General features: G+C 72.2%; 10 protein-coding genes. 5 read left to right on the forward strand and 5 right to left on the reverse strand.

Annotated elements, in window-relative coordinates; translation table 11 throughout:
• Positions 1–143 precede the first annotated feature (143 nt).
• Genes ACE3OG_RS13295 through ACE3OG_RS13315 form a run of 5 tightly spaced genes read left to right on the forward strand, consistent with a single transcriptional unit; the run spans position 144 to position 5,175 of the window.
• Positions 144–356 carry an MbtH family protein gene (locus tag ACE3OG_RS13295; RefSeq protein ID WP_374309409.1) on the forward strand — a complete coding sequence of 71 codons (213 nt, stop codon included), beginning with the start codon at positions 144–146 and terminating at the stop codon, positions 354–356.
• A gap of 31 nt (positions 357–387) precedes the next feature.
• Complete coding sequence (locus ACE3OG_RS13300; RefSeq protein WP_374309411.1) at positions 388–1,374, forward strand: TauD/TfdA family dioxygenase; 987 nt, start codon at positions 388–390, stop codon at positions 1,372–1,374.
• Positions 1,371–2,210, forward strand: coding sequence for an ABC transporter ATP-binding protein (locus tag ACE3OG_RS13305; protein ID WP_374309413.1), 840 nt, complete (start codon positions 1,371–1,373; stop codon positions 2,208–2,210). Before ACE3OG_RS13300 ends, ACE3OG_RS13305 begins: the two co-directional genes overlap by 4 nt.
• Complete coding sequence (locus ACE3OG_RS13310) at positions 2,207–4,219, forward strand: iron ABC transporter permease (RefSeq protein ID WP_374309415.1); 2,013 nt, start codon at positions 2,207–2,209, stop codon at positions 4,217–4,219. Before ACE3OG_RS13305 ends, ACE3OG_RS13310 begins: the two co-directional genes overlap by 4 nt.
• The gene (locus tag ACE3OG_RS13315) at positions 4,216–5,175 is read left to right on the forward strand and encodes an ABC transporter substrate-binding protein (RefSeq protein ID WP_374309417.1); all 960 of its coding nucleotides are present in this window, start codon (positions 4,216–4,218) and stop codon (positions 5,173–5,175) included. The genes ACE3OG_RS13310 and ACE3OG_RS13315 overlap by 4 nt, the downstream gene beginning before the upstream one ends.
• 9 nt (positions 5,176–5,184) lie before the next feature.
• Here ACE3OG_RS13315 and ACE3OG_RS13320 read toward each other — a convergent pair whose 3' ends face one another.
• The 5 genes from ACE3OG_RS13320 to ACE3OG_RS13340 all read right to left on the reverse strand — a co-directional run bounded on the left by ACE3OG_RS13320 (position 5,185) and on the right by ACE3OG_RS13340 (position 23,778).
• The gene (locus ACE3OG_RS13320; RefSeq protein ID WP_374309419.1) at positions 5,185–6,216 is read right to left on the reverse strand and encodes a GNAT family N-acetyltransferase; all 1,032 of its coding nucleotides are present in this window, start codon (positions 6,214–6,216) and stop codon (positions 5,185–5,187) included.
• On the reverse strand, positions 6,210–8,369 hold the full coding sequence (locus tag ACE3OG_RS13325; RefSeq protein WP_374309421.1) for a TonB-dependent siderophore receptor: 2,160 nt from the start codon (positions 8,367–8,369) through the stop codon (positions 6,210–6,212). Before ACE3OG_RS13325 ends, ACE3OG_RS13320 begins: the two co-directional genes overlap by 7 nt.
• A gap of 94 nt (positions 8,370–8,463) precedes the next feature.
• Positions 8,464–9,750: a lysine N(6)-hydroxylase/L-ornithine N(5)-oxygenase family protein gene (locus ACE3OG_RS13330; protein ID WP_374309423.1), complete on the reverse strand. Its 1,287-nt coding sequence runs from the start codon at positions 9,748–9,750 to the stop codon at positions 8,464–8,466.
• A complete protein-coding gene (locus ACE3OG_RS13335) occupies positions 9,737–14,377 on the reverse strand; it encodes an amino acid adenylation domain-containing protein (RefSeq protein WP_374309425.1) in 4,641 nt (1,546 codons plus the stop codon). The genes ACE3OG_RS13330 and ACE3OG_RS13335 overlap by 14 nt, the downstream gene beginning before the upstream one ends.
• Positions 14,374–23,778, reverse strand: coding sequence for an amino acid adenylation domain-containing protein (locus ACE3OG_RS13340; protein ID WP_374309427.1), 9,405 nt, complete (start codon positions 23,776–23,778; stop codon positions 14,374–14,376). Before ACE3OG_RS13340 ends, ACE3OG_RS13335 begins: the two co-directional genes overlap by 4 nt.
• Between the last annotated feature and the right edge of the window lie 116 nt (positions 23,779–23,894).

Here is a 23,894-nt window from a genome sequence, read left to right on the forward strand (position 1 = left end):
TGCGGCTGACGCATAAAATGAGCGGGTTCCCTAAATTTCATCCGCGCGGATTCGTCTCACGCGAGAGCCGTCGCGCCTTCGCGCGGCGTCATTCCGAAGCGCGCCGTTTCCGGAGCGCGCCGTTTTTGGAGGATCACGCGACGATGAGCTTCGAGCGCGAAGACCTGACCTTCCATGTCGTTCTGAACGACGAGGAGCAATATTCGATCTGGCCCGACTTCAAACCGGTCCCCGCCGGCTGGCGCAAGGAAGGCTTCAGCGGCGATCGAGCCGCCTGCCTCGCCCATATCGAGCAGGTGTGGACGGACATGCGCCCGCGCAGCCTGCGCGAGGCCATGGAGAAGGAAGGCGCGTGACCCGCGCCCGCGCCAAGGGAACACAAGCGCCATGACCAAAGCAGATCCGCTCTCCCTCGCCGCCGCGCCGCCGGCGCTCCTCAGCGGCGCCGGCGAGCCGCTCATCGAAGCCTTCGCGCGCCGCCCCGAGATCGACGAGGCGCTGCGCAGCGTCGGCGGCGTCCTGCTGCGCGGCTACGTGGTTGAGGACGTCGGCGCCTTCCGCGCCTTCGCCGCCGCCTTCGGGCATGAGCTTTTGTCCTACGAGTTCGGCTCGACGCCGCGCAGCGCGGTCGAGGGCAAGGTCTACTCCTCGACCGAGTACCCCGCCCATCGCGAGATTCCCCTGCATGGCGAGCAGTCCTACACGCGCGAATGGCCGATGCTCATCTGGTTCCATTGCGTCATAGCCTCGCCTGAGGGCGGCGCGACGCCGCTCGCCGATGCGAGGGCGGTCTATCGCGCGATCGATCCCTCGCTGCGGGAAAAATTCGCCCGGCGCGGCCTGCGTTATGTGCGCAATTTCGGCAACGGGCTCGACGTGCCCTGGACGCAGGTGTTCAATACGCAGGATCGGGCGCAGGTCGAAGCGTACTGCCGCGCCCACGCCATCGGCTTCGAGTGGAAGGAGGACGGAGAACTGCGCACCAGCCAGCTTTGCCAGGCCGTCGCCGTCCATCCGAAGACCGGCGAGGACGTCTGGTTCAATCAGGCGCATCTCTTCCATTCCTCGGCGCTCGAGCCAGAGGAGCGCGAGGCGCTCGTCGACGCCGTCGGCGAGGACGGTCTGCCGCGCGACGTGACGTTCGGCGACGGAGGCGTCATTCCCGACGAGGACCTCGCGCATGTGCGCGCCGCGCTCGAGGCCGAGAAGCTGGTCTTCTCCTGGCGCGAGGGCGATGTGCTGATGCTCGACAACATGCTGACGATGCACGGCCGCGAGCCCTATCGCGGCCCGCGCAAGGTGGTCGTCGCCATGGCCGAGCCGCACGAATCGCAGTTCGCGTCGCAATCGGGCGGGGCCGATCGCCCGGCATGACCGCAGCCGCGTTCGAGCCCGCCCTCGCGGCGCGCGGCGTCGTCGCCGCCTACGGCGAGCGGCGGGCCGTCGACGGCGTCGACCTGTCGATCGCGCGCGGCGGCGTCACCGCGCTGTGCGGCCCGAACGGATGCGGAAAATCGACCCTCCTGCGCATGCTCTGCGGCCTGCAGGCGCCGCAGGAGGGGGAGGTCCTCGTCGAGGGCCGGCCGCTCGCCGCGCTCGGACGGCGCGAGCGGGCGCGCACGCTGACCATGCTGGCGCAGGCGCATGAGGCGCCGCCGGGGCTTCTCGTGCGCGAACTCGTCGCCTACGGCCGCTACGCGCATCGCCCGCTGATCGGCGCGCTGTCGCCGGCCGATCGCGCGGCGATGGACGACGCCATGGCGGCGATGGGCCTTTCCGCGCTTCGCGAGCGCCCGCTCGCCGAGCTTTCCGGCGGCGAGCGCCAGCGCGCCTGGATCGCCATGGCGCTCGCCCAGCAATGCCGCATCCTGCTTCTCGACGAGCCGACGACCTGGCTCGACCTGCGCCATCAGGTCGAGCTCGTCGACGCGCTGCGCCGGCTGAACCGCGAGCGCGGGGTCACCATCGTCGCGGTGCTGCACGACCTCAACCAGGCGGCGGCGCTCGCCGACCGCGTGCTGCTGATGGAGGGCGGGCGCGTGCGGCATGACGGCCCGCCCGAGACGGCGCTCGCCGCCGGCCCGCTCAAGGACGTGTTCGGCGTCAGGATGTGGCGGATGGAGCATCCGCTGGGCGGCCCGGTCTGCCTGCCGTTCTACGGCTCGCGCGAAACGGCGCCGCGCGCCGCGGCCGTCGAAGCTTCCTCGTGAGCGCTCTCGCCTCCGCCCCGCCGCGCCGGTTCGCGCTCCCGGCGGCGGCGCTCGTCCTCGCCGCGCTCGTGGCCCTCGTCATGCTGCGGCTCGCCGGGCCGCTCATCGCGCTGCTTCGCGCGGAGGACGCTGCGGCCTCGAGCGCCGCCGCCTTCGCCTTCTTCAACCTTTCCCTTCCACGCGTCGGCGCGGGGCTGCTCGCCGGCGCGGCGCTCGGCCTCGCCGGCGCGCTGTTCCAGGCGGCGACACGCAATCCGCTCGCCTCGCCCGACCTGCTCGGCGTCGCCGCGGGGGCGCAGCTCGGCGTCCTGCTCGGGCTCGCGCTGCCCGTCCTCACGCCGCTCGCGGGGCCGCCGCTGCTGTTCATCTGCGGCCTCGGCGCGGCGGCGATCGCGATCCTGGCGGCCGGCGGCTGGCGCGCCTCGCCGCTGCGCCTCGTCCTCGCCGGCGGCGCCTGCGCGCTGCTGTTCGGCTCGCTCGTGACCTTCACGCTCGCGATGTTCGAGCAGAACGTCGCCGGCGTCGCGCTGTGGGGCGCCGGCGCCCTCTATCAGCCGGGGGCGGCCGGCCTCGCGCGGGCGGCGCTGTGGGCGCTGGCGCCGCTCGCCGCGCTGCCGTTCCTGCTGCGCCCGCTCGCCGCCTCGACGCTTGGCGACGACGCGGCCTTCGCCATTGGCGCGCCGGCGCGGCCGGCCCGTCTGGCCGCCGTCGTCGCGGCGAGCGCGCTGACCGCCGTCGCGGTCGCCATCGCCGGGCCGATCGGCTTCGTCGGCCTCCTCGCCCCCAACGTCGCGCGCGGCGTCGGCCGCCGGCGGCTCGGCGACGTCGCCCTGGTCTCGGCGCTCGTCGGCGCGGCGCTGCTGCTGGCCGCCGACGAGGCGGCGGGCGCGCTCGACCTCGGCTCGGGGATTTCGACCGGCGTCGCCGCGGCGCTGATCGGGACGCCGCTTCTGCTCTTTCTCGCCCTGCGCGGCGAGATCGTCTTCGCGCCCGACCGGACCGAGGCGTCCGGGGCCGCGCGGGCGCCTTCCGTCCGGCCCGTCGCGCTCCTCCTCGCCGTCCTTCTCGTCGCCGCCGCCGCGTTCGGGCTGATGTGGGGCGAGACGTTCCTGTCGCCGGCGCGCCTCCTCGAAGCTCTCGCCGGCCACGACCGTGTGAGCGCGCTGATCTTCGGCGTGCGCGCCCCGCGCCTCGCGGTCGCGGCGCTCGCCGGGGCGATGCTGGCGATCAGCGGCGCGCTGCTGCAGAGCGTGCTGCGCAACGCCCTCGCCGGGCCTGAGCTCATCGGCGTCACGCAGGGCGCGGCGCTCGCCACGCTGTCAGGCGCGCTCGCGTTCCCGCTGATGGGGCGCGCCGGCGCCTTCTCCCTCGCCGTCCTTGGCGGCATGGGCGCGCTCGGCGCGCTGCTCGCGCTCAACCGGCGCGCCAGGTTCGCGCCGCTGCCGCTCGCCCTGACCGGCCTCGCCTTCAGCGGCCTGTTCGCCGCGCTCACCTACGCCCTGATCGTCGAATCGAGCGCGCAGCCGGCGCGCGCGCTGATCTGGCTCGTCGGCGGGACCTATGGGCGCAGCTTCGCCGACGCGGCGTCGCTCGCGCCCTGGCTCCTCCTCGCCGCGCCGGCGCTCGTCCTGCTCGCGCGCCCGCTCGACCTCCTCGCGCTCGGCGACGACCAGGCGGCCAATCTCGGCGTGCCGGCGGCGCGGCTGCGCGGCTGCGCGCTCGTCGTCTCGGCCGCGCTCGCCAGCGCGGCGACGGCGATCGTCGGGCCGATCGGCTTCGTCGGCCTGATCGCGCCACATCTTGCAAAGCTCATGGGCTTTTCCGACCACGGGCGGCGCCTGCTCGTCGCCGCGCTCGTCGGCGCCCTGGTCACGATGATCGCCGACATCCTCGGCCGCGTCCTCCTCGCGCCGGTCGAAATTCCCGCCGGCGCCTTCACGGCGCTCGTCGGCGCGCCCTATTTCCTGTGGCTGTTCCTGCGCAGGGGCGCGGAGGGCGCGCCGCGATGACGCTCTCCCTGACGCGGCGCGGCCTTCTCGCGCTCGGGCCCGGCGCCGTCCTCGCCGGGGCCGCCGCGGCGCAGGACGCCGATCCTCTTCGCTCGCCGCTCCTGTTGCGCCGCTCGCGCGACATGCCGTCGTCCCCGCGCCGGATCGTCGCGCTCGAGTTCCTGCTCGCCGAGACGCTGGCGCTGCTCGACCTGCCGCCGGTCGGCATGTCGGACAAGGCGCTCTATCCGGGCTGGATCGGCGTCGCCGTCGATCGGCTGCAGGCGGCGGCGGACGTCGGCACGCGCCAGCAGCCGAGCCTCGAGGCGATCGCGCGGCTCGAGCCCGACCTGATCCTCGGCGTCGCCTACCGTCACGCGCCGCTGTTCGACGCCTTCGAGGCGATCGCGCCGACGGCGCTCATGCAATTCGCACCCGGCCGGACCGCCGTCACTCAGTTGGAAGCCGTGTTCGAGATGCTGGACCTCATCGCGGCGATGGCTGGCCGCGTCCCGTTCGCCGCCCCCGTGCGCGCGGCGAGTGAACGAGCGATCGAGGGCGACCGCGCGCGGCTCGAGGCGGCGCGGCGCACCGGCGGCGGCTTCACGCTGCTGCAGGAGCTGGGCCTGCCGGACACCTACTGGGTGTTCACCGCCGACAGCATGGCGGCGGGAATAGCGCGCCGGCTCGGCCTGAGCTTCTGGCCGGCGCAGCGCTCGCCCGACGGCGTGCGGGCGTTGCGCTCGGACGAGCTTCTGGGGCTCGAGGACGTCGACGTCGGCCTCGTCAGCTTCACCGATCCGTCCGTGACGCTCGAGTCGAAGACCTCCAGCGTCGTCTGGGCGCGCGCCCCGGCCAAGCGCGAGGGGCGCGTCAGCCTGATCGAGCGCAACATCTGGAACTTCGGCGGGCCGGGTTCGGCGATCCGCCTTTCGAACGCCATGACCGGAGCCGTGCTCGCCGCGCCGCGCGGCTGAGCGGAGCGGTCAGCGCGGGCCGCCCCAGGGCTCGCCGAAGAACGTCTCGCGCTCGATCAAGACGAGCTCCGAGCGCTTGTGCGGCAGATCGAATTCGCGCAGCCGCAGGAAGCCCTGCTTCTCCATATATTCGATCCAGCGCACATGGTCGACGCGCGGATCGCCGACGATGCGGCGCGTGCGCGGCTCGTCGAGGAACATGTAATGCAACAGGCCGCGAAACCACGCCTCGACCTTGCCCGGCCCCTGATGCTTCGAATCGCCGACGAGCAGATGCACGCCGCGGTCGAAATCGTCGACGTCGTAGAAGGGCGCGATGCGGTCCTCCTTCGCCCAGTAAACCTCGAAATAGGCGAAGGGCTCGTCGTCGAAGCAGCCGACCATGCTGGTCATATGAGGATCGGCCGCCATGCTCTCGAGATAGGCGCGATGCTCGTCGCGGGAGCCCTTCTGGTCCCAGAAATGAGCCACGCTGTCGAGGTTCATCCACGCGTTGAAGGTCGCAAGATCCCTGTCCATGTCGAAGGCGCGGATGCTGTAGTCGGCGCGAAAGCGCGGCATATGGCGCCGGTAGACTTCGCCGCGCGGCTTGGTCGGGCGCGCGCCGGCGCCGGGAACGGGGCGCTCGCGCAGCCACATGCGCGGATCGTCCCAGAAGCGTCCGCGCGCGATGCGGAACCGCCATCGCCCGTCGTCGAGCCGCTCGGCCGCGTCGAAGATCCCGTGCGCCAGCGTTTCGGCTGCGAACTCCGGGGAAGCTGGCGCAAGAAGCGTGAAGACGGCGGGCCGCGGCGGCTGGGAGAAGACGCAGGCGAGCAGGGGAAGCAGCGCCGGCGGCGGGAGCGCGTCGGCGTCGATCCGCTCGAAGGATTCGAATGCGCCGGGTCCGACGGCGCAAAGGCGCAGGTCCGCGCGAGCGTCGAGGCTCAGCGTCGCGCGGCCCTCATGCGTCCGGGCGTACGCGCGTCGCCCGTCGGCGAGCGTCAGACCGAAAGGCCAGTCGTCCGTCGTCGCGACGCGCTCGGCGAGGCTCGTCACCATGTGTAGCGGACCGATCCGGTGATGAGCCGGCCGGCTCCGTAAAAGCAGGAGGCGAGGCTCGAGCAGGCCGAGACGTAGTGCGTGTCGAGGATGTTGTTGACGTTGAGCGCCACGCGCCAGTTCTGGAACTCGTAGGATATGCCGGCGTCGAGGAGCGTGAAATTCGGCACGTTGAAAGTGTTCTCTTCGTCGCCCGTCGTCGCGCCATAATAGCGGATGCCGGCGCCGACCCGCAGCCCGGCGAGCGGAGTCGAGGAGAATTTGTAGTCGCCCCAGACCTGCAGCATCGTGTTCGGCACGGCGACCGGACGGTTGCCGATGATCGCCGGATCTGCGTCCTTCGTGACGCGCACGTTCTGATAGGTGAAGGCGGCGATGGCGCGGAAACCTTCTTCGAATTGCAGCAGCGCCTCGAGCTCGACGCCCTTGGAGTTGAGGTCCTGCGCGATGTTGTCGGAAAGATTGGCGCCGTTTTGCGAGATGACGTTGGTCTGGTCGATGTCGAACAGGGCGGCCGAAATCTGGCTGTTCGTGCCCGGGGGAATGTAGCGCACGCCCACCTCGCCCTGCCGGCCGAAGCTCGGCGCGAAGGGTTCGCCCTCGGCGTTCGAGCCGACGTTCGGCAGGAACGACTGCGTGTAGGAGGCGTAGGGGGCGAAGCCGCCATCGAGCAGGAACACCGCGCCGACGCGCGGCGACCAAACGTTGTTGGTCATGTAGACCGTGTCCGGGCTCGCGACGGAGTCGCGGAAGCTTTGCTGCGCGATGTCGTAGCGCACGCCGCCGGTGATGACGACGCGATCGGAGACCTTCATCTGGTCCTGCGCGTAGAGGCCGACCTGGTCGAGCTGCTGGCGCTGGTTCTGCGCCGGATAGAGCTTGAGATCCCAGAGATTCGTGTAGTTCGGCGCGAAGACGTTGAACAGAGTCGGAACGAAATTATAGTATTGCGGATCCCAGGTCTTCTGATGCGCGTAGTCGACGCCGAACAGCATGGTGTGTGACGTCTCGCCGAGGTCGAACTTCGCCTGGGCCTGCGTGTCGACGCCGAAGCGGGCGGCGCCGGTGTTGGCGCGCGCGGCGATCTCGGCGATGGAGCTGTAGTTGCCGGGGATAGGATAGAGCCCGGCGCCGTAAACTGTCTTGATGTCGTTGGTGATGCTATTGTAGCGCAGGTTCTGACGTACGGTCCAGACCTTGTTGATCTCGTGCGAGAATTCGTAGCCCGCCGACCACTGCTCCTTGTCGTAATTGTCGAAATAGGGATTTCCAGTCCATGTCGAGCGCGGAATCTGGCCGAGCGGATTGAACAGCACGGTGCCCGCGGCGGGCAGGAAGTTGGTGTCGACGCTGGTGCGGTCGTGCAGATAGTTGGCGAAGAAGGTTAGCGAGGTCGAGGCGTCCGGCGACCAGCGCAGCGAGGGAGAGAAAGAGAGGCGCCGGCCGACGTTCGGATCGCCGAACTGGAGATCCGTCTGGTAGGCGGTGGCGGCGACGCGATAGGCCCATGTTCCCTGCGGGTCGATCGGTCCGCCCTGATCGAGATTGAGTTCGATGCGGCCGTGCGAGTCGAACTGCGTCTGCGCGATGAACAGCGGCGTCGCGGTCGGCCGCTTCGAAACATAGTTGACCGTGCCGCCGGGATTGCCCTGTCCGTAGAGGATCGAGGCCGGGCCGCGCAGCACCTCGATGCGTTCGAGCGACCAGGGATCGACGCGCCAGCTTGCGTAGGGCAGCAGCAGCGGCAGCTGCAGATTGTCCTGGAAGAAATTCGCCGGCAGACCGCGGATGGTGATGTAATTGTCTGAGCGCTGGTCCGAGCCGTAGACATCCGGCGCCGCGCCGGGCGTGTAGCGCAGCGCCTCATTGACGTTGGTGTCCTGGAACAGATCCATCCTGTCGCGGCCGATGACAGTGATCGACTGCGGCGTCTCGATGATCGGCGTGTCGGTCTTGGTGCCGGCCGTGCTCGAAGGCGCGACGAGGCCGTGGAAGGGACCGACCCCGCCGCCTGTTCCCTGCCCGGAGACGTCGACCTGGGGCAGCGTCTGCTCTCCTGCCTCCTGCGCCAGAGCGGCGGACGCCGCGAGGACGAGCGTGGCGGCGGAGGCGGTCGCCGCCAACCGCTTCCGCCAGAAAGAGTGTCCGTTCAATTTGTCATCTCCCCAATTCGGGCCTTCGGCGATGCGTCCGGGAAAATTTCTTCGGCGGGCCTCAAAAGTCGTCCTTCCGTCGAACGAGGCGTCGTCACATCGCCGTCGCCATCGAACAATGCCTGCTCGACAACATATCGTCCACAATCTCATTCGCCCGCAGCGGTAGAATCGAGAGCAGTGTGTCGCTGAGGCCATGGCTGTCCTCGTTGCATCCCTGCAAGTAGATTCGGCAGGCGTAGGAAGGCGGAGTCTTCACCCGGTAGAACCTGTCGACCTCGAAGGAGCCGAGATCGGCGGAAAGAGCCGCGAGCAGGCGCTCGTGCGCGTCGTAGCGGTAGCCTGTGGCGAGGATGATGAGGTCGTAGGCGATCTGCTCGCGCGCGCCTGTCAGCGTGTCGCGCAGATCGAGTTCGACGCGCCCGTCGTCGGCGCGCGCGGCGGCGGCGACGCGGTTGGCGAGAAGGCGCAGGCGAGCCGCGCCGGCGAACTTCTGCTCGTAGAGCATGGCGTAGATGCGCTCGATCAGCTCGAGGTCGACGACGGAGTAATTGGTGTTCTTGAGCGCGCCCAGGAGCGAGCGCCGCCGCTCGTCGGGCAGCCCGTGCAGAACGTCGACGAAGGCGGGATCGAAGATCTCGTTGACGAAGGGGCTGTCGTCGGCGGGCCGCAGCGCGTGGTCGCGCAGGATGAGGTCGACCTGGGTCTGCGGCCAGCGCTCCGCGACGTCGCGGAACACCTCCGCGCCGCTCTGTCCGCCGCCGACGACGGCGACGCGCAGCGGGCGCGGCGAGGCCGAAAGGATCGCCCGCGCCCGGGTGACGTAACGGCTGGCGTGGACGATCCGCTCCGGCGTCGCCGACGCGAACGGCTGCGGGATGTGGGGGCGTCCGCCGACTGCGACGACGAGGTCGCGCGCGAGCCGCGCGCGGCGTTCGCCGGTGCTGTTGGTTGAAGTGACGCAGAGGCGCGCGACCCGTCCGTTGCGCGCCACAGGCTCGACGCTCTCCACCGTTTCGCCGTAGCGACAGTGGTCGCGAAACGCCTCGGCCGCCCAGCGGAAGTAGTTCGTGAATTCGGCGCGCGTCGGATTGCCGCGCTTCAGATTGATGAAGCTGTGCAGGCGCCCCGTCGCGTGCAGATAGTTGATGAAGGTGAAGCGGCTCGTGGGGTCGCGCTGCGTCGCGAGGTCCTTGAGGAACGAGATCTGCACCCGGCTGTCCTCGATCAGCATGCCCTGGTGCCAGCGGAAGTCGCCCTGCCGCTCGAGGAAGCAGACGTCGAGGCCGCACGCGGCGGGCCGCTCGGCGAGCGCGACGGCGAGGGCGAGATTGGCGGGGCCGAACCCGATCCCGATCATCTGGTGTTCAGTGGTCGACATGATCGCGTCTCGTAAGATGTGAGGCGGGCGTGCGTGGATCGGCCGCGATCGTCGCGAGCGCCGCGCGGAAGGCGGCGAGGAGGCCCTCGACCGTCGCAGGGTCGAACAGCGCGGCGAGATAGCCGACGGAGCAGGCGAGGCGTCCGTCCGCGTCCTCGATGAAGTCGAATTCGAGCGGATGCGTCTCCGCTCCGGTCTCCATCGGAAAGTCTTCGATCGGAACGCCTGCGAGGGAGCGCGCAGGCGCCGCGGCGCGCCGCAGATAGTTGAACAGGATTTCGAGCGGAGGCTCGTCCTTGTCCGCGATGGCTTCGATCAGCCGCCGGAAGGGGATGGGCGGCGCCGTCTCCGCGGCGAGCCGGTCTTCGCGGACGGCGGCGAGCGTCTCGCAGAAGGGCGCGTCCTCCGGCGCGCGGACGATCGCGACGTCGGAGTCGAGCAGGACGCCGACGATCCGCTCGGCGTCGGGATGACGCCGGTCGCTCATCAGGACTTCGAGCCCGACGCGCTCGACGCGCGCCCATCGACAAAGCGTCGCGCCGAGCGCGGCGAGGACGAGGATCGGCAGGCTCGCCCGCGCCGCGGTCGCCTGCGCGCGCAGCGAGGCGACGAGCGGCGCGGCGATCTCGAAGCGCACGCGCCCGCCGGCGTCGGAAAAGCCCGCCTCGGCGGGACGGTCCGGCGCGACCGGCCAGGCGCTCCACGCGCCCGACAGGCGCTCGCGGGCCTGCGCGAGCCGGCGCTCGAACTCGGGTCCCGCGTCGCGGAAACGCCGCCAGCAGGCGTAGTCGCGCAGCCGCCGGGGCGCGGGGACGAGCGGGCGCCCTTCGAGGAGAAGGGAGAGCTCCTCGAGAAGCACGTCCATCGCCTGCGCGTCGACGACGGCGTGATGGGCGACGATCGTCAGGATGTGATCGGTCGGACCGGCGCTGACGAGAAGGGCGCGCAGGAGCGGGCCGGCGGTCAGGTCGAACGGACGCAGGACGTTGCGCCGCGCCGCAGCCTCCGCCTGCCGCGCCGCGTCGGGAAGACCGCCGAGGTCGAGATGTTCAAACACCGCGCGCGGAGGCAGGGCGACCTGCTTGAGCTCGCCGTCGATGAAGCGCAGTCCCGTGCGCAGCGCCTCGTGGCGCTCGACGAGCGCGTCGAAGGCGCGGGTGAAGGCGAGCGGGTCGATCGACCCCGAAAGCCTGACGGCGCCGTCGACGTTATAGGCGGGGCTTGACGGGCGCGCGCGCAGCCAGCGATGGATTTCCTCCTGCGTCGGCGTCGCCGGCGCGGGACCGTCCGGCGCCGGCATGATGGTCTCGCGCTCACCGTCGGCGCGCGGCGCGCTCTCGATCAGGCGCGCCATGTCGGCGAGGGTGGGCGCGTCGAACGCGGCGCGCAGATCGAGCCGCGCCCCGAGTTTTTTTCTGATCCCCGCGGTCATTTTTATTGCGGTTATTGAGTTTCCGCCGAGTTCGAGGAAGCTTTGGGCGCGTCCGATGGGTCGGGCGTCGAGGAGGCTTTCCCAGATCGCCGCGAGGGCGCGTTCGGTCTCGGTTCGGGGGGGCTCGTATGCGGTGTGCGGCCAGGCCGGCTCGGGCAGGGCGAGGCGGTCGATCTTGCCGTTGGGCAGGCGCGGCAGGGCGGGCAGAACCTCGATCAGCGAGGGGCGCATGTAGTCGGGCAGGCGGGCTTCGAGGCGGGTTCGCAGGCGGCTCGCCAGCGTCGCGGCGTCGAGCGCCTGCGCCTCGGGGGTCCGGGCCGGCGCGACATAGGCGACGAGCTGCGGCGCGCCGGCGCGGCGGGCGACGACGGCCGCCGCCTCGCGGCAGAGCGGGTCGGCGACGAGCTGCGCCTCGACCTCGCCGGGCTCGATGCGGAAGCCGCGGATCTTGGCCTGGCGGTCGAGCCGGCCGAGATAGTCGAGGCCGCCGTCCTCGCGTCTTCGGACGCGGTCGCCGGTGCGGTAGAGCCTTGCGCCGCGCGGCCCGAACGGGTCGGGGACGAAGCGCAGGGCGGTCTCGCCGGGCCGTCCGAGATAGCCGCGCGCGAGGCCGTAGCCGCCGAGGTGCAGTTCGCCGGCAACGCCGACGCCGACCTCGTTCATGTCCTCGTCGAGGACATGGGCCGCGCGCGCCCCGACCGGCGTTCCGATCGGCACGAAGCCGGCTTCGCCCGCCGGGCTGGCGTAGCGGGCCGCCGGCGCGTCCGGCGCCGCGGCGAACAGCGTCGGGGTGATCACCGCCTCGGTCGGGCCGTAGCCGTTGATGATCCGGGCGGACGGGAAGGCGGCGCGCAGGCGGGCGAAGTCCTTGAGCGCGAAGGCCTCGCCGCCGGCGGTCCAGGATCTGACCGGGAGCGGGCCGCCGCCCTCGCCGTCCTGCGCCTCGACGAGGCTCATGAGCAGGGCGGGGGTCATGCCGACGATGGTGACGCCCTCGCGGCGGACGAGGGCGAGGAGGTCGGCGGGGGCGAGGCTTTTCGGGTCGGCGACGACGAGGCGCCCGCCATGGGCGAGCGCGGCGAGCCAGCATTCGGTGGCGCCGTCGAAGCTGAAGGAGATGACGTGCAGCACGACGTCGTCGGGGTTCGCGCCGTAGAGCGCGCCGACCTCGCGCGCATGCATGGCGAGCGGGCCGTGGGCGACGCCGACGCCCTTGGGGCGTCCGGTCGAGCCCGAGGTGAACACGACATAGGCGAGCTGGTCGGGATGGGCCTCGACCTGCGGGGCCTCGGCGGCGCTGGGGAGGCTGGCCGGATCGAGGCGCAGGCGGGGCAGCCCGGGCGCGAGGGCGTCGGCGCGCCGATCGCCGTCCTCGCAGACGAGGACGCTTGCGCCGGCGTCGGCGATCATGGCGGCGTTGCGCTCGGCCGGGGCGTCGGGGTCGAGCGGGACATAGGCCGCCCCGGCCTTGAGCGCGCCGAGCATGGCGACGATGGCGAGCGGCGTGCGCCCGAAGACGAGCGCGACCCGGGCCTCGCGGCCCGCCCCGAGCCGCGCAAGCGCGACCGCGACCCCGTTCGAGACCGACTCAAGCTCCCCGTAGCTCAGGCGAAAGCCGGACCCGACCAGCGCCAGCCGAGAAGGAGCGGACGACGAAAGAGCGGAGATCAGCTGCGCAGCGGAGACGAAGGCCGGCGCGCGGCGCGGCGCGCCCCAGCGCGCGAGCAGGCCGCGTTCGGCTGGAGGCAGCATGTCGAGATCGACGAGCGACGCGTCGGGACGCAGCGCCGCCTCCTCGAAGAAGCGCAGGAGGCGGCCGCGCAGCCGCGCCGCGCTCTCGCGCGAAAAGCGAGCGCGGGCGAAGACCAGCATTCCGGCGAGCGCGCCGCCTTCGCCTTCCTCGACGCCGAAGGCGAGGTCGAACTTGGCGGCCTCGGGCAAAGCCTCTATCGGCGTCGCGGCGAGCCCGGCGAAGACGGGCGGGGGCGCGGCGCGCTGATAGGCGAACATCACATTGAACAGCGGGCCGCCGCCGAGCGTCTCGACGACGCGCTCGAACGGCGCCTCCTGCCCTTCCTGCGCCGCGCGCGCGGCGGCGTCGACAGCCGTGACGAGGCTGCGCAGGCTGGCGCCCGCGTCCACCTCGATCGGCAGCGCCAGCGTGTTGACGAAGGCGCCGAGGACGTCCTGCGCCGCCGCGCCTTCCCGGTTCGCCGCCGGCGCGCCGACGATGAAGCGGCTTTGACCGGCGATCCTGCGCAGGAAGGCGCAAAAGATCGCGAGCGAAACGGAAAAGCCCGTCGTTCCCAGCGCGCGCGCCAGGGCCTGCGCGCCGGCGCCGGCTTCAGAGGAGAAGGCGAGCGGCAGGCGCAGAGCGCGTCCGTCCAGCTCAGCGTTCTCGTCCACGAAGCCGCCAAGCGCTGCGGCGCGGGGAAAACCTTCAAGGCGTGCGACGCTCCGCGCGATCGCGTCCTCGAACTCGCCGGCCTCGAGCCTTGCGGCGCGCCAAGCCGTCCAATCGGCGAACTGGATCGAAGGAACCGGCGCCTCGAACGCATGTCCCCCGGCGAAGGCGGCGTAGGCCTCGCTCACTTCACGCCCGAGAATTTCGAGCGACCAGCCGTCGCAGACGGCGTGATGCAGCGCCATGACGAGAGCGTGGTCGTCTTCGCCGAGCCGCAGCAAGCGAAGGCGCAGGAGCGGGCCCTTTTCGAGGTCGAAGGGCGCTTCGATCGTCTGGCGCGCGGCCAGCGTCAGCGCCGCCTCGGGGTCGGCGGCGGCCGCAAGGTCGGCTAGCGCGAAATCGCAGGGTCCGGGCGGATCGACGATCTGCGAGAGCGTCCCGCCGGCGTCTTCGCAAAAGCGCGTGCGCAGGATTTCGTGCCGCGCGGCCGCCGCGTCGAAGGCGCGCCGCAGGGCGGACGCGTCGAGGCGCCCGCGCAGCCGCAGCCCGCCGCCGACGGCGTAGGCGGCGCTTGCCGGATCGAGCCGCCACAGGATCCAGAGCCGGCGCTGCAGGTCGCTGGCGGGAAGCGGACGCGTCCGGTCCGCGCGCGGAACCGGCAGGTCGCCGAGCGAGAGGCCCGCCGTCCGCAGCCGCTCGACGAGCGCTAGGCGCTCGGCCGGCGCGCTCGCGGCGACGCGTTCGGCGAGCGCGCGCAGCTTGGCGGCGTTGTCCATGACGGCGACGTTCATGACAGGCCGAGCTCCGCCATCAGCGCATCGAGCCGCTCCGCCTTCTCCGCCGGGCGTAGCGCTTCGAGCCGCGCGGCGAATCCTGCGAGCGTCGGCGCGTCGAAGATCGTCTTCAGCGGGACGATCAGGCCGAGCTCGACCTCGATCCGCGCGATCATCCGCGTCGCGCTCAGCGAATGGCCGCCGAGGCGGAAGAAGTGGCTGGCGCGCCCGACCTGCGGGACGCCGAGGACAGCGCTCCAGATGTCGGCGACGGCGCGCTCGATCCCTTCGCGCGGCGCGGCGAACGAGGCTTGCGCCGCTTCGGGCCGCGGCAGGGCGGCGCGGTCGAGCTTGCCGTTCGGAGTGAGCGGCAGGCGCTCGAGGAAGACGATCCGCGAGGGCAGCATGTGCGCCGGCGAGCACGCGGCGAGATGGGCGACGAGCGTCTCCTCGTCGAGCCCCTCGCGCGCGACGACATAGGCGACGAGGGCGTCGCCGCGCGGCGACGGCGCGGCTGCGGCGGCGCGCACGCCCTCATGCGCCGCGAGCGCCGCCTCGACCTCGCCGAGCTCGATGCGGTGGCCGCGGATCTTCACCTGATGGTCGGCGCGGCAGAGATAGTCGAAGCCGCCGTCGGAGCGGACGCGCATGACGTCGCCGGAGCGGTACATGCGCGCGCCGGGCGGCCCGAACGGATCGGGGACGAAGCGTTCGGCGGTGAGCCCGGGGCGGCCGAGATAGCCGCGCGCAAGGCCGCGTCCGCCGATGAAGAGTTCGCCTGCGGCGCCCGCAGGGACGGGCTCGAGCGCGTCGTCGAGGACGCGCAGGCTCGTCGCGCGCGCCGGCCCTGCGACGGGCGGCGCGCCCTCGCCCGGAACGACGCGCGCGGCCGCGGACCAGATCGTCGTCTCGGTCGGCCCGTACATGTTCCACAGTTCGAGGCCGCGCGCGACGAGCGCCTCCGCGAGGTCGGGCGGAAGCGCCTCGCCGCCGCACAGCGCCTTGAGGCTGGGGCGGCCCTTCCAGCCGCCGTCGACGAGCTGCCGCCAGCCCGAAGGCGTCGCCTGCACGACGCTCGCTCCGGCCTCGTCGAGCAGCGCGGCGAGGCGACGCGCGTCGGCCGTCTCCTCGCGCGAGGCGATCCGCAGCTGCGCGCCGCGCGTCAGCGGCAGCAGCAGCTCGAGCGCCGAAATGTCGAACGACAGCGAGGTGAGCGCGACCATCCGGTCGTCGCGCGCCAGGCCCGGCGCCTCGGCCATCGAGGCGAGCAGATTGGCGAGCGCCGCGTGCGGGATCATCACGCCCTTGGGACGCCCGGTCGAACCCGACGTGTATATGACGTAGGCCAGATCATCTCCGCGAAGCGTAGGCGAGGCGGAGGGCGCGGCCGCTTCTCCGACATCCTCGAGCGCAAGGACCGCGAAGCCGCCCGCCGGCGCCTTCGCCCGCAGGCTCTCCTGCGTGACCAGCGCGGCCAGCCCGGCGTCGGCGGCCATGAAGGCGAGCCGGCTTTCGGGATAATCGGGGTCGAGCGGAACATAGGCCGCGCTTGCCTTGAAGATTGCGACGAGCGTCGCCGCCATGTCGGCGTCGCGCTCGAGGAACACGCCGACGCGCGCCTCACGGCCGACGCCGAGCCGCGCAAGGCGGGCGGCGATCGCGTTCGCGCGCGCCTCGAGCGCGGCGTAGCTCAGAGTTCCGCGCGGCCCACGCACGGCGACGGCGTCCGGCGTCTCCGCGGCCCGGCGCGCGATCTCCTCGTGAACGGGAATGAAGCCCTGCGCCGGCGCGCCGATCTCGCCTGCGCCGCTCCCGGCTAGGCCGACGCGCCCGAGCGGGCGCTCGACGTCCTCGGCGAGGCGCGTCAGGACGCGCGCGAACTGATCGGCGAGCGCCGCGGCCTCCGCGTCCGAAAACTGCGCGCGGGCGTAGCCGAAGGTCAGGACGATCTCCTCGCCCGCCTCGACCGTCAGGGAGAGCGGGTAATGCGTATCCTCGTCGACCAGCGGGTCGCGGTAGAAGGCGCCGGCGCGCGTTCCGTCGACAGGGTAGTTCTCGAACACCAGCGCGGCGTCGAACAGCGGCTCGCCGGAAAAGGCCGCCCATGACTGGACGTCGTAGAGCGGCGCGCGCTGATGCTCGCGCATCGCGGCGTTCTGCGCCTGCAAGGCGGCGAGGAAGTCGCGCGTTGAAAGATCGGGGCGCGCCTCGACGACGACCGGCAGAGTGTTGATGAACAGGCCGACGGCGTCCAGCGCGTCCTCCGGCCGGCCGGCGACCGTGACTCCGAAGATCGCGCGCCGCTGCAGCGAGCGGCGCTGCAGAAGCAGGCCGAAGGCGCCCTGGACGAGCGTGTTGAGCGTGACGCGAGCCTCGCGCGCGCCCTCGCGCAGCGGCTGCGCCGGCAGTCGAAGGACGAGGCGCCCGCGCGTCTCGTCGGATGCGGAGCGGCTCGGCAGGCGGAACGGCTCGGCGACGTCCTTCAGCGCGTCGCGCCAGAAGGCTTCGTCGGCGGCGCGGTCGCGCCCTGCGAGATGATCGCGCACGCGCGTCGGCGCGGCGGGCTCGCGCAGGCCGGCGCTGGCGTCGGCGACCTCGTTGAGAATGCGCGCCGTGCTCCAGCCGTCGAGCAGCACGTGATGGCGCACGAAGAGGAAGCGCCAGCGCTTCTCGTCGATCCGCACGAGGACGAAGCGCATGGGCGGGGCGGCGGATAGATCGAAGCCGCGCTTGCGCTCCGCCTCGCCGAGCCGCAGCAGGCGCGCGTCGACGTCGTCCTGGCCGCGCCAGTCATGCTCCTCGAACAGCGGCTGCGCGTCGTCGAGGGCGAACGCGCGCGCCGCCTCGCCGTCGTCCCGACGGAAGACGAGCCGCAGCGCCTCGTGCCGCGCGATCGTCTCGCGCCAGGCGTTCCTGAAGCGCTCGACGTCGAGGTCTTCGAGGGTGACGGCGAGCAGGTTGACGTAGGCCTGATCCTGCGGCGCGAGCAGCGCCTGGAACAGGAGGCCTTCCTGCATCGGCGTGAGCGCGACGGGACGCGGCCGTCCCGGCTCGCCCGCCGCCTCGCGCAGCGCCGCCTCGAACGCTGCGGCGACGGTCTGCGCAGCAGCCTCGTCATATAAAGACGGGTCGAAGGTCCAGTCGAGCCTGAGCGCGCCGTCGAGGATCCGCGCGTCGAGCCGCATCGGCTCGAGGAACGGCGCCTGCGGATCGCGCTCGGCGCCGGCGCCCTCGGGCGCGACGTGGAAGAAGGCGTCCCGCGAAAGGCTCGCGTCGAAGCGGCCGAGATAGTTGAACACCGGACCGCGCGGCGCGGCGACGGAAGCTCTGGCGTCTTCCGGCGCGAGCCAGCGCAGAAGGCCGTAGCCGACGCCTTCGCCCGGAACGGCTGCGAGCGTGTCGCTCGTCAGGCGCAGCGTGTCGGAAAAGCGCGCCCCGCGCCCGAGCCGGACGGGATAGAGCGCAGTGAGCCAGCCGACCGTGCGTCCGAGGTCGAGATCGACAAGGGGCCCGCCGCGGCCATGGCCCTCGATCCACATGTCGACGCTTTCGCCGTCGAGCGCGTGGACGAAGGCGGCGGCCATCGTCTCGTGCAGGCGTCCGCCCTCCCGCGTCGCCGCCTCGTCGAGACGGCGCGTCAGGGCCGCGTCGAGGCTGCGCGAGAGCCGCCGCGCCTGCGTGAGGGGCCTTGGCGCATGCTCGGGCTCGACGCCCGCGAGCGCCCGCCAATGCGGCAGCTCGTCGCGCAGCGCCTGCGAATGGGCGCGCAGGAAAAGCTTTTGCGCGTAGTCGCCGAAGCTCGTCTCGACGGGCGGCAGGCGCGGCTCCCGACCTTGCGCGATCTGCGTCAGGGCGAGCTCGAGATCGTCGAGAAGGATGCGCCAGGAGACGCCGTCGACGTAAAGATGATGGATGGTCATCATCAGACGCTGGCGTCCGTCCGGGAAGACGGCGAGCAGCGCGCGCAGCGGCGGCCCGTTCTCGATGTCGAGGCTGCGCTGCGTCTCTTCGCAGGCGCGCGAAAGCGCCGCCTCGTCGGCGACTGTTATGACGCGCAACAGGTCGGTCGCGCCCTGAACCTCGACGCGACGCTGCAGCCAGCGCCCGTCCTTGAGCGCAAAGCGCAGGCGCAGCGCGTCATGTGTCGCGGCGAGCGCCGCGAGCGCCTGCGTCAGCGCCTCCGGCTTGAGCGGCGAGGAGGGGACGAGCAGAACGGACTGGTTCCAGTGGCTGCGCGCGCCGACGGGGCGCGCGAAGAATTCCGCCGCGGCCGGGGTGAGCGGGATTTCGACGGTCGGCTTCGGACCGGGCGTCGGCGCCTGCGGCGCGGCCGGCGTCGCGAGGCGGGCGAGCGCGCGAACCGTTTGCGTCTCGAATAGCTGCTTCGGCGTGATTCTTACGCCGGCGCGCTTGGCGCGGGCGACAACCTGCAGGGTCAGGATTGAGTCGCCGCCGAGCGCGAAGAAATTGTCGTCCGGGCTGAAATCCTGCCGGCGCAGCACGTCGCCCCACACGCCGGCGAGGACGCGCTCAATCTCGCCCGCAGGATTTTCAGGCGCCTTCGCGGCGACGGCCTCGGGCGCTGGAAGCCGCGCCCTGTCGAGCTTGCCGTTGGCGGTCACCGGCATCCGCTCCAGCTTCACGAAAGCGGCCGGGACCATATGCGCCGGAAGCATCGCGCGCGCCTGCGCCTCGATCGCGGACGCCTCCGCCGCGGGAGCGACGACATAGGCGACGAGCCGCTCGCGCCCGCTCTGGGCGCGCTCGAAGATGACTTCGGCGGCGTCTACGCCGGGAAGGGAGCGCAGCGTCTGCGCCACCTCGCGCAGCTCGACGCGGTGGCCGCGGATCTTCACCTGATCGTCGCGCCGGCCGATGAACACGACGTTCCCCTGCGCGTCGAGCCTGCCGAAGTCGCCGGTGCGGTAGAGCCGCGCGCCCGGCCGGAACGGATCGGGGACGAAGCGCTCGGCGGTCGCCCCGGGCCGGCCGAGATAGCCGCGCGCCAGCGCGTCGCCGCCTATGTGGAGTTCGCCGGTCGAGCCCGGCGGGACGGGATTGAGGTCGGCGTCGAGCAGCATGACGTCGACATTGGGCAGCGGACGGCCGATCGGAACCGAGCCATGCGCCGGCAGGCCGGCGGGCTCATGCGTCAGCGCGCCGACCGTGGTTTCGGTCGGCCCGTAATGGTTGACGACGCGCAGGCCCGGCTTGAGCGCGCGCGCGGCTTCGACGAGGGCGGGCGGCAGCGCTTCGCCGCCGAGGATCAACGCGCAGGCGGGCAGGACCTCGGCGGCGCGCGGCGTCGCGAGCAGGCCTTGCAGATGGCTTGGCGCGAGCTTCAGGGCGCCGATCCGGCGTGCGGCGACCACGTCGGCGAAGCGGTCGGCGTCGAGGATCGCGTCCTCGTCGATGAGGTGCAGCGTCCGGCCCGAGCACAGCGCGCCGTAGAGGACGGTGTGGCCGAGGTCGGCGGCGATCGTCGAGGCCATGCCAAGCCCGCAGTCGGCTGGCGGCGCCAGCCGCCCGAGGGCGCCGGCGACGTAATTGGCGAGCGCATGATGGGGAACGACGACGCCCTTCGGCTCCCCGGTCGAACCGGAGGTGAAGATCAGATAGGCCGCCTGCCGTGGATGCGGCGCCGGCCATGCGGAGGGGGGCTCGGGCGCGTCGGCGAGAAGGTCGTCGACGGCGAGCGCGCCGAAGCGCGCGTCCCGACGATCGCTGAGGACGAGCTTCGCGCCGCTTTGCGCGATCAGCGCGCGCAAGCGCTTCTCGGGCTGGCGCGGATCGAGCGGGGCGTAGGCGCCGCCCGCCTTCATGATCGCGAGCAGTCCCGTGACGAAGCCGGCGCTTCGTCCGCCGAGGAGGGCGACGACGCTTTCGCGCCCGACGCCGCGCGTTCGCAGCGCGGCAGCTAGCCGGGACGAGCGCGCGTCGAGCTCGGCGCAAGTGAGCGTCGCCGCGCCGTCCGTGAGGGCGACCGCCTCGGGCGAGGCGGCGACGCTGGCCGCGAAGGTGGAAAGGACGTCCCTATGGGGGAAGACGCGCGCTTCGCCTGCAAGGCGGGAAGCGCGCTTCGGCGAAAATTCGCGCAAAGGCGCCTGCGGGCGCGCGAGCGCATGGTCGAGAAAATCGGCGTAAAGCTCGGCGAAGCGGGCGACGGTCGGCGCGTCGAAAAGATCGGCCGCGTAGGCGAACGCCGCCTCGATCGTCTCGCCGCGGTCGACGAAATCGAGGCTCAGGTCGAAACGCGCGGCTTCGTCCGCGCTCAGCGCCGGCGAGAAGACGAGGCCGGCCGCCTCGATCGCTTCGGGCAGCGCGATCTGCTGCGTGAATTTCGCCTGGAACAGCGGGTTGCAGCTCAGCGAGCGCTCCGGCGCCAGCGCCTCGACCAGCGCCTCGAAGGCGACGTCCTGGCGCGTCTGGGCTTTCAGCGTGGTCGCCTTGACGCTTGTGAGCAGCGCGTCGAACGAGGTCTCGCCGCGCGGACGCGCGCGGATCACCTGCGTCGTGACGAAGAAGCCGACGAGGCCCGCCGTCTCAGGTCTCGCGCGGTTGGCGTTCGAGACGCCGACGCTGATGTCGTCCTCGCCGGAGAGCCGCGCGAGCAGCGCGTGATAGGCGGCGAGCAGCGTCATGAACAGGCTCGCCCCGCGGCTGCGCGAGAAGTCGCGCGCGCGCCGGCTGAGTTCGGCGTCGAGCGTGAATGCATGAAGCGCGCCGCGGAAACTCTGAATGGGAGGGCGCGGCCGGTCGGTCGGCAGGGCGAGCGGCGGGCGCGCCTGCCCGAGTTCGCCCTTCCACCAGTCGAGCTGGCGCGTCGCCTCGCCGGCTTCGGCGCGCAGGCGCTGCCAGGCGGCGTAGTCGGCGTAGCGGATCGGCGGGGCGGGCAGAGTCGGCGACTCGCCCTGCGCGAAGGCGCCGTAGGCGGCCGCCAGCTCCTCGACCATCGTCGCCATCGACCAGCCGTCGCAGACGATGTGATGGACGGCGAGCCAGAGCAGATGGCGGGACGGCGCGACGCGCACGAGGCCGGCGCGCAGCAGCGGCCCGGCCGTCAGGTCGAAAGGCCGGCGCACGCGGGCTTTCGCGATCTCGCGCGCCTGCGTCTCGGCGTCGGGCGCGTCCGCGCGCTCCAGGGCGAGCGCGGCGGGAGGCAGGACGAGCGGGCGCGCGTCGCCGTCGTCCTGCGGCGCGAAGATCGTGCGCAACGCCTCGTGCCGGGCCGACAGCCAGTCGAGGGCGCGCTGCAGCGCCGCTTCGTCGAGCGCGCCTTCGAGCGCCAGCGCGCCGCCGACGACATAGGCCTCGGACTGCGGCTCGAGCCGCCACAGGAACCACAACCGCCGCTGGGCGGGCGACATGCCGTCCGGGGCGTCGATCGGAACAAACGGCAGCTCGTCGAGCGAGACGCCGTGCGCCTGCGTCGCCTGCAGGAAAGGCGCGCGCCTGTCGGCCGGCAGCGCCGCGACGCGCCGCGCGATCCCCTCCCAGTCGGAGCGCTCCCGCCGCATCGACTGCGTCATATCCCAGGCCTCCCACTGCGCGAGCAGCGCGTCGACGTCGTCGAGCGCAGTCGCGGCGTCGGCGGCGCGTTCGATCGCCGCGGCGAGCTCGGCGAGGGTCGGCGTCGCGAAGACCTCTTCGAGGCCGATCGTCGCATCGAACCTGCGCCTGATCCCCGCGGTCATTTTTATTGCGGTTATTGAGTTTCCGCCGAGTTCGAGGAAGCTTTGGGCGCGTCCGATGGGTCGGGCGTCGAGGAGGCTTTCCCAGATCGCCGCGAGGGCGCGTTCGGTCTCGGTTCGGGGGGGCTCGTATGCGGTGTGCGGCCAGGCCGGCTCGGGCAGGGCGAGGCGGTCGATCTTGCCGTTGGGCAGGCGCGGCAGGGCGGGCAGAACCTCGATCAGCGAGGGGCGCATGTAGTCGGGCAGGCGGGCTTCGAGGCGGGTTCGCAGGCGGCTCGCCAGCGTCGCGGCGTCGAGCGCCTGCGCCTCGGGGGTCCGGGCCGGCGCGACATAGGCGACGAGCTGCGGCGCGCCGGCGCGGCGGGCGACGACGGCCGCCGCCTCGCGGCAGAGCGGGTCGGCGACGAGCTGCGCCTCGACCTCGCCGGGCTCGATGCGGAAGCCGCGGATCTTGGCCTGGCGGTCGAGCCGGCCGAGATAGTCGAGGCCGCCGTCCTCGCGTCTTCGGACGCGGTCGCCGGTGCGGTAGAGCCTTGCGCCGCGCGGCCCGAACGGGTCGGGGACGAAGCGCAGGGCGGTCTCGCCGGGCCGTCCGAGATAGCCGCGCGCGAGGCCGTAGCCGCCGAGGTGCAGTTCGCCGGCAACGCCGACGCCGACCTCGTTCATGTCCTCGTCGAGGACATGGGCCGCGCGCGCCCCGACCGGCGTTCCGATCGGCACGAAGCCGGCTTCGCCCGCCGGGCTGGCGTAGCGGGCCGCCGGCGCGTCCGGCGCCGCGGCGAACAGCGTCGGGGTGATCACCGCCTCGGTCGGGCCGTAGCCGTTGATGATCCGGGCGGACGGGAAGGCGGCGCGCAGGCGGGCGAAGTCCTTGAGCGCGAAGGCCTCGCCGCCGGCGGTCCAGGATCTGACCGGGAGCGGGCCGCCGCCCTCGCCGTCCTGCGCCTCGACGAGGCTCATGAGCAGGGCGGGGGTCATGCCGACGATGGTGACGCCCTCGCGGCGGACGAGGGCGAGGAGGTCGGCGGGGGCGAGGCTTTTCGGGTCGGCGACGACGAGGCGCCCGCCATGGGCGAGCGCGGCGAGCCAGCATTCGGTGGCGCCGTCGAAGCTGAAGGAGATGACGTGCAGCACGACGTCGTCGGGGTTCGCGCCGTAGAGCGCGCCGACCTCGCGCGCATGCATGGCGAGCGGGCCGTGGGCGACGCCGACGCCCTTGGGGCGTCCGGTCGAGCCCGAGGTGAACACGACATAGGCGAGCTGGTCGGGATGGGCCTCGACCTGCGGGGCCTCGGCGGCGCTGGGGAGGCTGGCCGGATCGAGGCGCAGGCGGGGCAGCCCGGGCGCGAGGGCGTCGGCGCGCCGATCGCCGTCCTCGCAGACGAGGACGCTTGCGCCGGCGTCGGCGATCATGGCGGCGTTGCGCTCGGCCGGGGCGTCGGGGTCGAGCGGGACATAGGCCGCCCCGGCCTTGAGCGCGCCGAGCATGGCGACGATGGCGAGCGGCGTGCGCCCGAAGACGAGCGCGACCCGGGCCTCGCGGCCGGCTCCGAGCCGCGCAAGCGCGACCGCGACCCCGTTCGAGACCGACGCAAGCTCCCCGTAGCTCAGGCGAAAGCCGGACCCGACCAGCGCCAGCCGAGAAGGAGCCGACGACGAAAGAGCGGAGAAACGCTCGTGGACCATCGGCGCGTCGAGGATGAACGAGGCGCCGTCCGCCCGATCCAAACGTTCTTGATCCGCCGGGCGGAAACTGGTCATCGCCTAGAGCCGTCCAGGTTTTGCGGCGCGAAAGCCGCTCTGGACCCTAGACGCGGGGTCGAAGAGAAAATTTAGAGCTCCCG

Origin of the sequence: Methylocella sp. (assembly GCF_041905455.1) — a bacterium.
In the GTDB taxonomy this organism is placed as follows: Bacteria; Pseudomonadota; Alphaproteobacteria; order Rhizobiales; family Beijerinckiaceae; genus Methylocapsa.